The organism is Streptomyces sp. RLA131, assembly GCF_056270125.1.
In genome coordinates this window covers 7,942,958-7,956,203 of sequence record NZ_JBWDOQ010000002.1, presented here as the reverse complement: position 1 = coordinate 7,956,203, position 13,246 = coordinate 7,942,958, and the positions used below count along the sequence as shown (strand labels likewise).

Sequence of the window (13,246 nt, the reverse complement as noted above, 5' to 3'; positions counted from 1 at the left end):
GGCTGCCCGGTGCGGTCCGGCGGCCCCTGGGCACCGGTCACAATCTGTCGACGTCCATGACGGCTCGGGCGAAGGCCCGGGGTGCCTCCTGCGGTACGTTGTGACCGATGCCCTTCAGGGTCCGGTGCGCGTACTTGCCCGTGAACTTGGCCCGGTAGAGCGCGCCGTGCCCGGCAGGCGTAAAGGGATCCAACTCACCGTCAAGGGTGATCGTGGGAACGGTGATGGCGGGCCCTGCGGCAAGTCGCTTTTCGAGACGATCGTACCGTGGGTCGCCCTTCGCCAGGCCCAGCCGCCAGCGATAGTTGTGGATCACGATGCTGACGTAGTCCGGATTGTTGAAGGCCGCCGCGGTGCGATCGAACGTGGCGTTATCGAAATGCCATGTCGGGGAGACGTTCTTCCAGATCAGTTTCGCCAGATCGTGCCGGTTTTTCTTGAGGCCGAGCCGGCCCCTTTCGGTGGCAAAGTAATACTGGTACCACCATGCCAATTCGGACTTCGGCGGCAACGGCAGCTTCTGGGTTTCACGGTTGGTGATCAGATAGCCGGACACGGAGACCAGGGCCTTGACGCGGTTCGGCCAGAGCGCCGCGATGATGTCAGCCGTCCGCGACCCCCAGTCGAACCCCGCGAGGGTCGCCTTCTTGATCTTGAGAGCGTCCATCAAGGCGATGACATCGAGAGCGAACACCGACTGCTGGGCGTTCCGGAAGGTTCTTCTCGAAAGAAAGCGTGTAGTGCCATGGCCGCGCAGATACGGGACGATCACCCGGTAGCCCTTCGCCGCCAGCAAGGGCGCGACGTCGACATAGCTGTGGATGTCGTAGGGCCAGCCGTGGAGAAGGATGACCGGAGGGCCATGGGCGGGACCGGCCTCGGCGTAGCCCACATTCAGGACGCCGGCCTTGATCCGCTTCAGCGACCTGAAACCCGTATGGACCCCCGTTTCCGTCGCGGGCGGAACCGCCGAAGGTTTCCCGTCGGGCGTATTCACCGACGCCGACACGGACGGGAATGCGGAGACCGACGCCGCGACCGCTCCCGCACCGAAGACCTTGCCGAAGGTGCGCCTGTTGATCATCCGGAATCCCTCTCGTGAAAACGCGACAGGAGCACAGTAAACGCGCGAGGAATTATCACTCGTTCGAATTGTGCGCACTCGCACCGTAGCTCCGGATCAGCGCGCCCACGGGCGAACCGGTCCCGACACAACGTCGGACTCTCCCGAAAGGAGCAACAGGTTCGGCGACTGCCCGCGGTGCGGTGGGAGCCTGGGCCTACCAGCAGAGAGCGGACAGGTCGTGGCGTGGGTCCGGGATCGTCGCGCATGATCAAGTGTTGAGCCAGGACGGGCAAGCGATCGCCGGGGCATCCGCACCGCGATCCGAAGGAGAACCCTGATGAACAGCACGGCGGAGAACGAAGAGATCCTGCGTGACGTCCTCGACCGGTGGAAGTCCGCCGTCGACGCGCACGAGCCCGAACGAGTCGCCTCCTACTTCACCGAGGACGCGATCTTCCAGGGCCTGCATCCGTACAGTGTCGGACGGCAGGGCGTCGCCGACTACTACGCGTCCCAGCCGCTCGGGCTGGCGGCCGCGTACCGCATTCTGGAAACCAGACAGCTCACCAAGGAGCTCGTACTCGCCTACCTGAGTGTCGACTTCTCCTTCAGCGACCGGCCGACACTGAGCGTCTACCTCAGCGTGGTGGTCAAGCAGACGGCCGACGGCTGGCTGATCAGCCACTACCAGGTGTCCAGCCTCGGCTGAGACGGCGGGTAGGGCCCGGACGGCCAGGACCGGCCCGGTAGCCGGTCGCCTCCCGGTGCAGGGGTTCCCCGGTTGCCGGTCGGTTGGCCGTGGTCGATGCTCGGCTGAGGGACAGCGCCCTCGGCGGGCATCCTCGCCGCTGACGCCAGAACGAGAGGACCGCCGGGTCATGGACATGAAACTTGAGGTCGTGACGGTGCCCGTCGCCGATGTGGACCGGGCCAAGGACTTCTACACGAAGCTGCGGTGGCGGCTGGACGCCGACGTCGTCACCGGTGAGGACTTCCGGGTGGTGCAGCTGACTCCTCCCGGTTCCGACTGCTCGATCATCTTCGGTACCGGGGTCACCTCCGCCGCACCGGGCTCCGCTGACGGCCTGCTCCTCGTCGTATCCGACATCGAAGCGGCCCGGGCCGAGCTGGCCGACCGCGGCGTCGACGTGAGCGAGGTGTTCCATGACGCGGGCGGGGTCTTCCACCGTGCCGGGACCGAGGGGCGGGTGTCCGGCCCGGATCCGCAGCGCCTCAGCTACGCGTCGTTCGCCTCCTTCAGCGACCCGGACGGCAACGGCTGGCTGGTCCAGGAGATCACCACGCGCCTTCCCGGCCGGGTGGCCTGACGCGGATCCTCACAGGTCGAGGATCAGATCTTCGGCGGGCTGCGAGCAGCAGATGAGCGCGTTGCCGCCGGCGGGCGCGTCGATGGGGTCGGGAGAGTAGCCGACGTGGCCGGAGACGACGGCGGTCTCGCAGGTGTGGCAGACGCCGGTGCGGCAGGACCACTGGACAGGGACATCGCATGCCTCGGCCAGGTCGAGGAGCGTGGTGTATCCGGGATCCCAGGGGACGGTCAGACCGCTGCGGGCGAAGGAGACACTCGGGCCGGCCTCGCCGGCCAGGCCGGCCAGGCCTGGCGGGTGGGCCGGCAGGTGCGGGGCCGGCGTGTCGGCCGGAACCACGCCCGGGGTGATCGCGGCGAGCGATCCGAACCTCTCGGTGTGGATGCGGGCGGGATCCAGGCCGCATCCCGCCAGGGCCTTGGTGAGTTCGTCCATGAAGGGGACGGGTCCGCAGATGTAGGCGTCGGCATCCGCCGGGATGTTCCATTCCGTCAGCAACCGGGCGGACAGCCGTCCGGCGGAGGTGTAGTCGTCGCCGGGGCGGTCGTCGGCGCGCGGCCTGCTGTAGGCGACGTGAACGTGGCCGGACGGCAGGCGGGACATGAGCGAGCGTGCCTCGCGGGCAAAGGGGTGGGCCGTGCCGTCGCGGGCTCCGTGCAGCCACCAGACGGGGCGTGGATCGCGGGCGTCGGCGAGGGCGTGCAGCATGGCGAGCACCGGGGTGGCCCCGACACCGGCGGAGACCAGGACCACCGGGTTGTCACCCCGGGCGAGGATGAAGGTGCCCCGTGGCGCCGCCACGTCCAGGACGTCGTCGACCGCGACATGGCGGTGCAGATAGCCGCTGCCGGCGCCGTGGGGTTCCTGTTTGACGCTGATGCGGTACCGGTCGGCTCCGGGCTGCCCGGACAGCGAGTAGCTGCGGATGACCAGCGCTCCCCCGGCGGTGGGACGCATCCGTACGGTGACGAACTGGCCGGGCAGGGCCGCGGGAAGCGGGCTCGCGTCGGTGGAGGCGAGGGTGAGGGAGAAGATGCTGCTGCTTTCGGGGTCGATACCGGTGACCTTCAGTGGGCGGAAACCGGGCCAGGCGGGCAGCGGGCCGGTGGCGGCGGCGGTCAGACCGGTGTTGCCGGCGGCCGGGCCGTGCCGTTCGGAGGCGTCCAGCAGGGCCTGCAGCGAGGTCTTCCAGCCGGGACTCAGGGCGGGAACGCGCAGCGCCCTTTCGAGCTGCGGACGGGGATGGCCGGGCTTGTAGAGCAGGGCGTCGATCTCGGCGACCGTGACGGCTTCCGGTCCGTCGGCGATCTTGACGATCTCGTCCCCGGCCTGGACCCGGCCTTCGGTCAGTACCTTCAGGTAGAAACCGGGCCGGCCGTGCGCGACGAGCAGCGCGGGCATCTGCGGCTCGTTCATGCGCAGACCGACGCGGTAGCAGGTCACGCGGGGCTGGGTGACCTCGAAGACGGCGTCACCGATGCGATAGCGGTCACCGATGCACACCTCGTCGTCGGGGAGTCCGTCCACGGTGAAGTTCTCGCCGAACTGGCCGTGGGTCAAGTCGTCACGCCGCAGGTGTTCCTGCCAGTGGCGGTAGGAGTCGAGTTGGTAGACCAGCACGGCCCGGTTGGGTCCTCCGTGCCCGGCCAGGTCGCCCTGCCCGTCCCCTTCGATATTGAGACGCCGGACCATTCGCGGGCCTGCGACCGGCCGCTTCCACACACCGGTGTGCGTCGTGCGCCCCTTCCAGGGGACGTCCTTGGGCATGCCGACATTCACCGCGATCAGCGTGGCCATGCGAGGTCTCCCTGGTGGTACGACTGCCGCCTCCTGCCACGCTAGTACGCGGGGTGCCGATGGCAACTCAGAGAGATCCACGCCCCGGCACGGCCATTCGGCGTGATCGTTCCCCGGACCCGCCGCAGCTGTCACCAGCTGCCCGATCCCGGGTCCCCAGGAGCCCGCAGCCCTACAGTGGCGAGCAAGTGGCGGGTTGAGGGGGGTAGTTACCGTGTCCGGCGTCCCCGGCCCGCGGACAGCGGGGGCAGCGAGCTCTCCAGGGCGGGCTACCGGTCCCGGCCCGCGCCCGCCCGCCGGCCACGTCGCGCACACGACGTGTCCTGCCCCGGGCGGTGAGCAGACCGAGGGCGACGGGCGAGGTCACGGTCTGTCGTCGGCCACCGTCAGCACGGCGCGCCGGCCCGCCGATCCACAGGACCCGATAACCACCCTCCGTGACGGGCGTGAAGGCGGCGGCCGCCGTGCGGCACGGGACGCATGGGGGTCAGGCCGCGGACGTACCTGTGGGTCGCCCTCCTGCATCCTGCGCGGCAGTGTTCCGCCCGGTCCGGCCCGGCCCGGCCGGCCCGGACGACCTCGGCCGGGATCGCGTTCCTGATCGCCGGACTGGTCGTGTCCGGGGTCTTCGGCCTCCTGCGCGGCCGCACCATGCCCATGTCGCGGGATGCGAGCGGGCGCCTGCACCGCAAGGGCGGCCGGGTGACGCCGCTGCTGCGGCTCGCCACCCTCGCCGCCAGGCCGGGCCTCGGCACGGTCGCGGAAGCGGCGTTCGGCGAGCCGTTCAACACCAACGCCCTGTGGCTGGGCGCCGGGATCAGGCTCGGTGTCCGGCAACCGGTGACGTCCCGCCACGGCCGTCGTCCTCCCCTGCCGGACCTGGTTCAGGACGGGACGAGTCCAGGCGGCCGCAGCACGGCGTCCAGCCCCCGGTGCGAGCCGGGAGCGGCTCCTGCGGGCAGGACATAGGTACGGAGGCCGCCTCCGGGGCCGGTCCCGCGGACAGGTCGACCACGGTGACCGGTACGCCGGTGCCGGCGACCTGCCGGAAGAGGTGTCGTAGCGGCGCAGCGCGCGCTCGGCGCCGGGCGCCGGCCGGCCGGGGTCGGGCCGGCCCGGGAGACGTTCGCGCGGGACGCGGTTGAACGGCGTTGACCGCGGGGTCCGGGAGCCGGCGATCCACACGTCCCGCCGGTACGCCGTCAGGGGTGCCGGGCCCGGTCGTTCACGCCCACGCGCCGCCCTTCGGTACGAGCCGCACCGGGATCTCCTGGTGGCCGTTGGAGATGAAGGACGGCAGCGGGATCAGGTCCTGCGGGGCGACGGCGAGTTCGAGGGCCGGGTTGCGCCGGAACAGGGCCGGGAGGGCGATCCGCCCCTCCAGCCGGGCGAGTTCGGCGCCCAGGCAGTAGTGGGGGCCGTGGCCGAACGCCAGGTGTTCGCCGGCCGTGGGGCGGGTGATGTCGAACAGGTCGGCGTCGGCGCCGTGCACTCCCGGGTCGCGGCCGGCCGCGGCGTAGTTGATGACCAGGGCGTCGCCCCGCGCGAAGGTCAGCCCGGTCGGCTCGTCGATGAGGTCCTCGGTGGGGAAGCGCAGAAGGAAGTTGGCGACCGGGGCCTGGTGGCGCAGCGTCTCCTCCACGACCCGGTCCCACGAGGCGCCGCCGGTCACGGCCAGGTCGAGCTGGGCCGGGTGGGTGAGGAGGTTGACCACGGCGTGGTCCAGCAGGCTCACGGTGGTCCCGTAGCCGGCGCCGATCAGCATCCACACGGTGTCGGCCAGTTCGCGTGCGTTGAGGGTTCCGTCGCGGTGGGCGCCGACCAGGGCGCTGGTGATGTCGTCGGCGGGGTGCGCGGTCTTGAGCGCCACCAGTTCGGCCAGCAGGCGGTCCGCCTCCGCGGTGGTGGCGGCGGCGCCCTCCTCGGTCAGGTTGGTGGCGAACGCGGTCTCGGTGACGGCGCGGAAGCCGGCGTGCATGGCTTCCGGCAGTCCGAGCAGCGCGGTGACCACCAGCCAGGGAAGCCGGGCGGCGAAGTGCGCCCGCAGGTCCACGACCCCGTCGGGCGCCGCGCAGGCCGCCGCTCCGAGGTCGTCCAGCAGTTCGGCCGTGGTCTGCTCGATCCGGGGGGCGAGGGCGTGCACCCGGCCGGTGGCGAACGCCGGGGTCAGGGGCCGGCGCAGCCGGCCGTGGTCGGGACCGTAGGCGGTCTGCACGGTGCGGGCGTCGATCCACCTCCGCAGCGGCCAGCCGGCGGGGAGGCCGCCGTCGAGGCAGGCGGGCCAGTGCTGGTGTGCGTCCTTGGAGACCCGGGGGTGGACCAGCAGCCGCCGGATGAGGTGCGGATCGGTCACCGACCACGCGGTCACTCCACCGGGCAGCTCCACCCGCGCGGCGGGTCCCAGGGCGCGCAGGGCCACGGCTTCGCCGTGGATGTCCGCGGCGCTGCCGTCCAGGGGGTAGGGGCACCGGTTCCGGGTGTGGCTGGGCATGGGCGAACGCCTCGACTGGGTAGGTGGGACGGGACAGGGGAGGGCGACGGCCCGGTCCGAAACCGCTCGACCGATGGCGGCATTCCTGGGGAGGCGTGTGGCCGACCGGCGTGGGACTCAAGGTACTTAAAGCCGTGAAACCGACACGTCGGACAGAGTCGGGAGGGAACGACTTCACCCGTTCAGGGCCATGCCGCTCACCCGGGCGCCATAGTCGTCACACCGGCGCGGGCCCCGTCGGCACGGGCCGCGTGCGGGAAGTGGATGCGGGGCGCGTCCCGCAGCGAGGGCGGCGGGACCGGGGCGTCCCGCCGGCCCTGCGCCGCCGTCTCCCCGGTGGCGCCGAGGTCCGCCGCCACCGTGCGGTGGTCGGCCAGGGGCCGGACCGCCGCCGAGCGGGCTCCGCTCGCGGTCCGGCACCTCGGGCCGGCGCAGTTCGAAGCAGCGGACGCGGTCCGGCCTCGCCGGCGGCGCCGGCGTCACGCTGCCCACCTGGTGACGCCGCCCACCTCCGTCAGGTCAGCCGGCGGCGGATCCACCAGGCACAGAACCCGGTCAGGGCCAGCGCGAGGCCGAGGTAGATCCCGGTCTCGGCCCACTGCAGCGCCCAGAAGTGGCCGGCGGGCTGGTAGGTGACCTGTTGCCGGTAGCCGGCCCTGGTGAGGGCGGCCGCGCAGTCCGACATGGAGGTGCAGTGGGTGAACGACGCGGGCAGGGCGGCCGGGTGGCCGGAGGCGTCGACGGTGTGTTCGGACAGGACCCAGGCACCGGGCCGGCCGAAGTCCACCTCGCGCACGGCGTCGACGCCGATGTTCACCGGCTTCGCGTCGGTGAACGACAGGGTGGCCCGGACGGAGGCGGCCAGGTGGGGCCGGATCCACAGGGGCACCGCGAACTGGACGGCGGCGAAGACCGCGAGGGTGGCGGCCATCGCGGGCACAGTGCGGCGGATGAGGACACCGAGGGTGACGCCGAGGATGAAGGCGAACGCGGCGTACCCGATGGGGACGATGCCCCGCCCGCCGAAGACCAGGGGATCGATGCGCGGGTAGAAGGGGTCCGCGCCGGATCCCCCGGCGTCGACGGCCCGGTCGATCGGGCCGCTCCACCAGGTCACCACGAGGGTGGCCAGGGCGGCCGCGGCCATGGTGGCCAGGCCGGTGAGGCCGAGCTTGGCCGCGAGCCAGCGGGTACGGGTGACGCTCTGGTTCCACGCCAGCCGGTGTGTGCCGGTCTCCAGCTCACGGGTGATCAACGGCGCGCCCCAGAACACGCCGATCCCGGCCGGTACGAGGAGGACGGCGGCGAGACCGAGGTAGTACACGGACCTGTCGGCGCCGGTGATCCGGCCGAACAGGTCGTCTCCGACGGCCTCGTAGAGGTCGGCCAGCTGTGGGCCGGTGGCGGCCAGGAGCGCGGCGAGGGCGGCCAGGGCGGTGAACACCACCGTGGCCTGGGTGCGGAACTGCCGCCAGGTCAGCCAGATCATCGCAGTACCTCAAAGGTGGGTCGGGTGTCACGGACCGCGTCCGCGGGACGGGCCATGTAGGCGAGGACGAGGTCTTCCAGGCCGAGCCGGCCGACGGCCCAGGACGGATCGTGGACCGGGCCGTCGGTGCGTATCAGCAGGGTGGTCTGCCGGTCGGTGTGGCTGGCGGAGACGACATGTTGGCCCGCCGGCAGGTCGGCCGGATCGCGGCGGGGCCCGGTGAGCCGGTAGTGCGTGGCGAGGAGGTCGTCGATGTCGCCGGCGACCTGCACCCGGGAGTCGACCAGGACGATGACGTAGTCGCAGGCCCGCTCCACATCGGAGACCAGGTGGGAGGAGAGCACGACGCTCATCCCGTGTTCGGCGACGGCTCCCATCAGGTCCTGCATGAACTCGCGACGGGCCAGCGGGTCGAGCGCGGCGACCGGTTCGTCCAGGATGAGCAGCTCGGGGCGCTTGGCGATGCCCAGGGTGAGGGCGAGCTGTGCGCGCTGGCCGCCGGACAGCTTCCCGGCTCGCTGCCGGGCATCCAGGCCGAGCCGCCGGATGCGGTCGCGGGCCACGGTGTCGTCCCAGTTCGGGTGGAGGCGCCGGCCGAGGTCAAGGTGGTCCGCGACACTCAACGAGGCGTACGTCGGGGTGTCCTGGGCGACGAAGCCGACCTTGGTCAGCTGCTCCACGTCATCGGCGGGACGGCCACCGCAGACCTCGATGGTGCCTTCGGTCGGGGCGAGCATGCCGGAGGCCAGGTTCAACAGGGTTGATTTTCCTGCCCCGTTGGGGCCGACCAGGCCGACGACCCGACCGGCGGGGACGTCCAGGTCGCAGTTCCGCAGTGCCCAGCGCTGCTTGTACTTCTTGCCCAGGGCCTGGGCTCGTAAGACGGCGGTCACGCCACGTCCTCTCCGGCTGCGCTACGAACGGTGTTCATGAACAGGGCCTCGATGCTCTCTTCGTCGAGCCCGGCCAGGCGGGCCTTGGTCAGCCAGCGCCGCAGGTCCTTGCGGAGCGCGCCGTGCGCGGCGAGTGTGGCGTCGGCCAGCGTGCGGGTCACGAACGTGCCGACCCCCGGGCGGGGGGCCACCAGCCCGTCGTGCTCCAGCTCCCGGTACGCCTTGAGCACGGTGTTCGGGTTGATCGCCAACTGCCTGGCCACCTCCTTGACGGTCGGCAGCCGATCCCCCTCCTCCAGCAGGCCCAGGCGCAGCGCGTGCCGCACCTGCTGGACCAACTGCTGGTAAGGGGACAGGCCTGACCGGCCGTTCAGGTGGAACTCAATCACTGGTTCCTCCATTTAGCTAGTTGCCTAGCACTATAGACTCCTACTTGGCTCATCCGGCAAGTCACGGCCGGCGGCACACAGGTGCGATGCCGCACGAGATGGGGACGAACCGGCGACTGGCGGACCAGGTGTGTAGAAAACCGAAGTCTCAAGGCAGACTTTGCAAGTCGCAGTCCCGCTCACCAAGAGGATGAACAACGCATGATTACGCTCAAGAAGGAAGACGGCCCGGCGGACCTGGGTGGAGTGACCCATCTGTCCATCGGGGTGTCCTGGGACCCCACCGCCGGGAGCAGCGGCGGGGTGATGGGCGCGTTCCGCCGCAAGACCGGCACCGACCTCGACCTGATCGCCATCGCGATGCAGGGCGCCGACCCGGTGCGCCTGGCGGGCCTCGACTCGCTCGACCCGATGGGCAACGGTTCCCTGGTTCACAGCGGCGACAACCAGACGGGGCGCGGGGAGGGCGACGACGAGACGGTGACGGTCGAGTTCGCGCGGATCCCGCACAACGTCACGTCGGTGGTGTTCGTCGCCGCCGCGTACAAGAAGGGCAGTTCCTTCCAGAGGGCGCGCAACATCAGCTTCAAGGTGTACGACGCGACCGGGGGCAGTTCCCAGCAGGTCGCCGACATCTGGCCGAGCCTGCTCAGCAGTGACAACGGCTGCGCCGTGGCCAAGGCCGTGCGTACCGGCGACAGCTGGAAGCTGGAGGTCATCAACACGACGGGGAAGATAAAGCAGGGCGACGAGCACGCCCTGATGCGCTTCGCCATCAGCAAGTAGGACGCGGCCCGTCCGGTCCGGGCACCCACGTGGTGCCCGGCCGCGGAGCCCGCACCCGCGCCTGCGCGTGCACCTGCGCCGGTGGCGCACGCCGGCGGCGGGCGAGCGCGGCGCTCAGCCGTCGCCGCCGAGCCGGTCGCGCTGGATCTGGCGGGCGAGGGCGCGACGTACGGAGGCCGGCGCGGTGGTGACCTTCGCGGGGATGTCGGGGAGGTCGAGGCCGCGGCCGATCTCGTCGTAGGCGTCCTGGTGACCGCGGGGCATTTCCGCCCGGTGCTGCCTCAGGTCCTCTTCGAGGAGGCGCCGCAGTTCGTCGACGTTCTCGGGTGTGAAGTGCTTCCTCCCCCGGGCGATGGCGTTGACGTGACGGGCGCAGCGGGCGGCGTCGAAGGTCTCGGAGATCTCCTCGGCGAGACCCCACAGGCGCCCTTCGAGCCATGGCGTGTCGCGCTGGTCGAGGGAGAGCCCCACCGGGGGCAGCGGGTCGCCCTTCTTGTACTTCGTCACCTGCTTGGACACGGCGGGCTGGCTCATGTCGGCGAGCTGGGCGATTTTCTCCTGGGTCCAGCCGAAGCCGGCGAACAGCTTGATCATTTCGGTGCGCAGCCTCCGCATCTCCTCGCCCGCACGGATGACTTCGTTCATGCCGGCGAGCATCCGCCCGGCCTGTTCCTCGGTCAGCGCCTCGGGGATCCGGTGCGTGGTGTCTTCGCCTGCCATGACCTGGTTATACACCTCGGTCGCCCGGTCGTTCATAACCGGGTTGTACAACCTGGTTATGGCTGACAGGATCCACGGCATGCCCACCTTCTGCGCGCCTGACGGAACCCAGCTGGCCTACCGCGTACACGCGGACGGAAACGAGGTCGGGGACGGCGATCCGGTCGTCTGCGTCCCGGGCGGTCCCACCGACTCCCGTTACCTCGGCGACCTCGGCGGACTGTCCACGCATCGCCGGCTGATCGCCCTGGACCTTCGCGGCACCGGCCGGTCCGCGATTCCCGAAGACACCTCCTCCTACCGCTGCGACCGTCTCGTCGACGACGTCGAGGCGCTGCGCGAACACCTCGGGCTCTCCCGGATGGACCTGCTCGGCCACTCCGCCGGTACGAACATCGCGACGCAGTACGCGGCCCGGTACCCGGAGAACATCAGCAGGCTCGCCCTGATCGGCCCCAGCAGCCGCGCCGTCGGCATAGCGGTCACCGGGGAGACACGGCGCGAGCTCGCGCGACTGCGCGGGAACGAGCCGTGGTTCCCGGCGGCGTATGCCGCGCTGGAGGCGATCACCGAGGGCACCGGCAGCGACTGGGAGGCCGTCACCCCCTTCTTCTACGGCCGGTGGGACGCGGCGGCACAGCGGCACCAGGTGACCGGTCGGCCGAGCAACAACGAAGCCGTCGCCGTCTTCGCGGCCGAGGGTGCCTTCGACCCGAAGGCCACTCGTGCGGCGCTCGCGGCCTGCGACGCCCCCGTCCTGCTGCTCGCCGGGGAGTTCGACCTGAACAGTCCCCCTCGGTCGGCGGCCGAGTTCGCGGCACTGTTCCCCGATGCCACGCTCGTCGTCCAGCCGGGTGCGGGCCACTACCCCTGGCTCGACGACGCCGACCGGTTCGTGGCGGCCACCGCGGCGTTTCTGCGGTGAAGGCGGCCTGCAGGACGCCGTCGGCTCAGGGTCGCGGGATCAGGCAGGCAGTGGTGGTGCGGGCGATCAGTCTCCCGGCCTCGCCGAGGACCTTGCCTTCGGTCAGCCGAGGGGGTTGTCCTTGTCCCGCAGGGCGTGGAGGGCGGGGGCGTACATGCGGGCCTTGATGGTGCCGAGGGTGTCGCCGGCCTTGCCCACCTGGGCCTGGGCGATCTCCACCGCGGCGGCGCGCACGGCGTCCTCGTCGACCGCTCGGTCGACGATTCCGGCGGCCGCGGCGTCGTGGCCGCCGAAACGGCGGGCGGTGACCATGGCCTCGTGTGCGGCCTGCGGGGTCAGCCTGGCCTGGATGAGAGCGGCCATGCCGGGGGTGAAGGGGATGTTGATGTCGGCTTCGGGCAGGCACCAGTAGCCGCGGTCTGCGCGCATGACGCGGAAGTCGTGGGCCAGGGAGAACATCGCGCCGGCGGCGAAGGTGTGGCCCTGCAGGGCGGCCACGGTGATCACCGGGAGGGACAGCGTCCGGGCCAGGAGTTCGTGGACGGAGATGACGTAGTCCTGGTACTGGTCGGCGTTGGCGAACAGCCAGTCCAGGTCGAGGCCGTTGGAGAAGATCTTGCCGGTGGCGGTGGTCACCAGGGCGCGGGGCCCCTCCGTCTTCTCCACCTCGTCCAGCGCGGCGTTGGCCGAGGCGATCCAGTCGGGGTGGAAACGGTTCTCGCCGTCCCCGAGGTCGAGGACGAAGACGTTGTCCTGGCGGTCGAGCGTTGGCATAGCGGATCCCTCAGGAGAGTGGGTGGGTCAGGATGGGCAGGTCACGGCCGAAGCGCGTGGACCAGCAGGTCATGGATCTCACCGGCGGCCGCCTCCAGCGGAAGTGCTCCGCTCGGCCCGGCACATGATCACCGCGCCTTCGACCGCGGCGACGACACTGGCTGCCGGCCTCTTTCCCCGCTCGTCGGGCAGGCCGTGCCGGACGGACAGGACTGCGAGCGCCTTTTCCAGCGGCGAAGACCTCGGCGTCCGAGCGGGCCGGCTGGGGGGCGTCGTCGTCGGTCTCCACCGCGACCGCCACGCCCGGGCAGCCGGCCCTGAAGTCGCTGCCGACACGGCCGGTCGCGCCGCAGCGCGCCCGGCCGCCGGCGAAATGGCGGTAGCCCGAGCCGCGCGGGTCACCGCTGTGCTCCAGCACGCGGTCGATGCCGGTGGCGCTCGCACCGTACTCGTCCAGCAGCGCGGCGGCGCTCACAACCACCCGCTCACGACTGTCGCTCTACGCGGGCTCACGCGCCCACCACCCCGGCGGCGCAGCGGGCGGCCGTGCCCACGGGGAAAGAACCAGTGCGCATACCGGGCACGCCT

General features: G+C 71.1%; 15 protein-coding genes. 5 read left to right on the top strand and 10 right to left on the bottom strand.

From position 1 onward, the window contains the following. Nucleotides 1-37: 37 nt before the first annotated feature. Nucleotides 38-1,084: an alpha/beta fold hydrolase gene (locus tag RWE79_RS36875; RefSeq protein ID WP_475944768.1), complete on the bottom strand. Its 1,047-nt coding sequence runs from the start codon at nucleotides 1,082-1,084 to the stop codon at nucleotides 38-40. A gap of 319 nt (nucleotides 1,085-1,403) precedes the next feature. On the opposite strand from RWE79_RS36875, the gene RWE79_RS36870 reads away from it, so the two are divergent. Together RWE79_RS36870 and RWE79_RS36865 are read left to right on the top strand one after the other, a co-directional pair. Next, nucleotides 1,404-1,775 (top strand): YybH family protein, encoded by a 372-nt coding sequence (locus RWE79_RS36870; protein WP_475944766.1) that lies wholly within the window; start codon nucleotides 1,404-1,406, stop codon nucleotides 1,773-1,775. Between the two features lie 169 nt (nucleotides 1,776-1,944). Beyond that, nucleotides 1,945-2,394, top strand: a complete 450-nt coding sequence (locus tag RWE79_RS36865) for a VOC family protein (protein WP_475944764.1) — start codon at nucleotides 1,945-1,947, stop codon at nucleotides 2,392-2,394. A gap of 9 nt (nucleotides 2,395-2,403) precedes the next feature. On the opposite strand, the gene RWE79_RS36860 is transcribed toward RWE79_RS36865, so the two are convergent. Continuing rightward, nucleotides 2,404-4,191 carry an MOSC domain-containing protein gene (locus tag RWE79_RS36860; RefSeq protein WP_475944762.1) on the bottom strand — a complete coding sequence of 596 codons (1,788 nt, stop codon included), beginning with the start codon at nucleotides 4,189-4,191 and terminating at the stop codon, nucleotides 2,404-2,406. A 480-nt stretch (nucleotides 4,192-4,671) separates the two neighbouring features. On the opposite strand from RWE79_RS36860, the gene RWE79_RS36855 reads away from it, so the two are divergent. After that, the gene (locus RWE79_RS36855; protein WP_475944760.1) at nucleotides 4,672-5,160 is read left to right on the top strand and encodes a hypothetical protein; all 489 of its coding nucleotides are present in this window, start codon (nucleotides 4,672-4,674) and stop codon (nucleotides 5,158-5,160) included. A gap of 256 nt (nucleotides 5,161-5,416) precedes the next feature. On the opposite strand, the gene RWE79_RS36850 is transcribed toward RWE79_RS36855, so the two are convergent. The 5 genes from RWE79_RS36850 to RWE79_RS36830 form a co-directional block, all read right to left on the bottom strand. Beyond that, nucleotides 5,417-6,682 carry a cytochrome P450 family protein gene (locus RWE79_RS36850; protein WP_475944758.1) on the bottom strand — a complete coding sequence of 422 codons (1,266 nt, stop codon included), beginning with the start codon at nucleotides 6,680-6,682 and terminating at the stop codon, nucleotides 5,417-5,419. A gap of 197 nt (nucleotides 6,683-6,879) precedes the next feature. After that, nucleotides 6,880-7,041 carry a hypothetical protein gene (locus tag RWE79_RS36845; RefSeq protein WP_475944757.1) on the bottom strand — a complete coding sequence of 54 codons (162 nt, stop codon included), beginning with the start codon at nucleotides 7,039-7,041 and terminating at the stop codon, nucleotides 6,880-6,882. A gap of 155 nt (nucleotides 7,042-7,196) precedes the next feature. After that, entirely contained in the window at nucleotides 7,197-8,171 is a 975-nt protein-coding gene (locus tag RWE79_RS36840; protein WP_475944755.1) for a transporter, read from the bottom strand. Next, nucleotides 8,168-9,064 (bottom strand): ABC transporter ATP-binding protein, encoded by an 897-nt coding sequence (locus RWE79_RS36835; protein ID WP_475944753.1) that lies wholly within the window; start codon nucleotides 9,062-9,064, stop codon nucleotides 8,168-8,170. Before RWE79_RS36835 ends, RWE79_RS36840 begins: the two co-directional genes overlap by 4 nt. Then, a complete protein-coding gene (locus RWE79_RS36830; RefSeq protein ID WP_475944751.1) occupies nucleotides 9,061-9,465 on the bottom strand; it encodes a GntR family transcriptional regulator in 405 nt (134 codons plus the stop codon). The genes RWE79_RS36835 and RWE79_RS36830 overlap by 4 nt, the downstream gene beginning before the upstream one ends. Nucleotides 9,466-9,654: 189 nt before the next feature. On the opposite strand from RWE79_RS36830, the gene RWE79_RS36825 reads away from it, so the two are divergent. Next, nucleotides 9,655-10,239: a TerD family protein gene (locus RWE79_RS36825; protein ID WP_475944749.1), complete on the top strand. Its 585-nt coding sequence runs from the start codon at nucleotides 9,655-9,657 to the stop codon at nucleotides 10,237-10,239. Nucleotides 10,240-10,353: 114 nt separating this feature from the next. On the opposite strand, the gene RWE79_RS36820 is transcribed toward RWE79_RS36825, so the two are convergent. After that, nucleotides 10,354-10,959 carry a sigma-70 family RNA polymerase sigma factor gene (locus tag RWE79_RS36820; protein WP_475944747.1) on the bottom strand — a complete coding sequence of 202 codons (606 nt, stop codon included), beginning with the start codon at nucleotides 10,957-10,959 and terminating at the stop codon, nucleotides 10,354-10,356. Nucleotides 10,960-11,038: 79 nt separating this feature from the next. Between RWE79_RS36820 and RWE79_RS36815 the strand changes: the two genes are divergently transcribed. Beyond that, on the top strand, nucleotides 11,039-11,884 hold the full coding sequence (locus RWE79_RS36815) for an alpha/beta fold hydrolase (RefSeq protein ID WP_475946345.1): 846 nt from the start codon (nucleotides 11,039-11,041) through the stop codon (nucleotides 11,882-11,884). A 102-nt stretch (nucleotides 11,885-11,986) separates the two neighbouring features. Here the strand turns inward: RWE79_RS36815 and RWE79_RS36810 are convergent, their stop codons facing one another. Beyond that, the gene (locus RWE79_RS36810; RefSeq protein WP_475944745.1) at nucleotides 11,987-12,658 is read right to left on the bottom strand and encodes an enoyl-CoA hydratase-related protein; all 672 of its coding nucleotides are present in this window, start codon (nucleotides 12,656-12,658) and stop codon (nucleotides 11,987-11,989) included. A 10-nt stretch (nucleotides 12,659-12,668) separates the two neighbouring features. Next, entirely contained in the window at nucleotides 12,669-13,133 is a 465-nt protein-coding gene (locus RWE79_RS36805) for a hypothetical protein (RefSeq protein ID WP_475944743.1), read from the bottom strand. Nucleotides 13,134-13,246: the final 113 nt, after the last annotated feature.

Excerpts from the sequence above, each read along its gene's own strand:
- RWE79_RS36875 (WP_475944768.1), bottom strand. The coding sequence starts at position 1,084 with ATGATCAACAGGCGCACCTTCGGCAAGGTCTTCGGTGCGGGAGCGGTC.
- RWE79_RS36870 (WP_475944766.1), top strand. The coding sequence starts at position 1,404 with ATGAACAGCACGGCGGAGAACGAAGAGATCCTGCGTGACGTCCTCGAC.
- RWE79_RS36865 (WP_475944764.1), top strand. The coding sequence starts at position 1,945 with ATGGACATGAAACTTGAGGTCGTGACGGTGCCCGTCGCCGATGTGGAC.
- RWE79_RS36860 (WP_475944762.1), bottom strand. The coding sequence starts at position 4,191 with ATGGCCACGCTGATCGCGGTGAATGTCGGCATGCCCAAGGACGTCCCC.
- RWE79_RS36855 (WP_475944760.1), top strand. The coding sequence starts at position 4,672 with ATGGGGGTCAGGCCGCGGACGTACCTGTGGGTCGCCCTCCTGCATCCT.
- RWE79_RS36850 (WP_475944758.1), bottom strand. The coding sequence starts at position 6,682 with ATGCCCAGCCACACCCGGAACCGGTGCCCCTACCCCCTGGACGGCAGC.
- RWE79_RS36840 (WP_475944755.1), bottom strand. The coding sequence starts at position 8,171 with ATGATCTGGCTGACCTGGCGGCAGTTCCGCACCCAGGCCACGGTGGTG.
- RWE79_RS36830 (WP_475944751.1), bottom strand. The coding sequence starts at position 9,465 with ATGGAGGAACCAGTGATTGAGTTCCACCTGAACGGCCGGTCAGGCCTG.
- RWE79_RS36825 (WP_475944749.1), top strand. The coding sequence starts at position 9,655 with ATGATTACGCTCAAGAAGGAAGACGGCCCGGCGGACCTGGGTGGAGTG.
- RWE79_RS36820 (WP_475944747.1), bottom strand. The coding sequence starts at position 10,959 with ATGGCAGGCGAAGACACCACGCACCGGATCCCCGAGGCGCTGACCGAG.
- RWE79_RS36815 (WP_475946345.1), top strand. The coding sequence starts at position 11,039 with ATGCCCACCTTCTGCGCGCCTGACGGAACCCAGCTGGCCTACCGCGTA.
- RWE79_RS36810 (WP_475944745.1), bottom strand. The coding sequence starts at position 12,658 with ATGCCAACGCTCGACCGCCAGGACAACGTCTTCGTCCTCGACCTCGGG.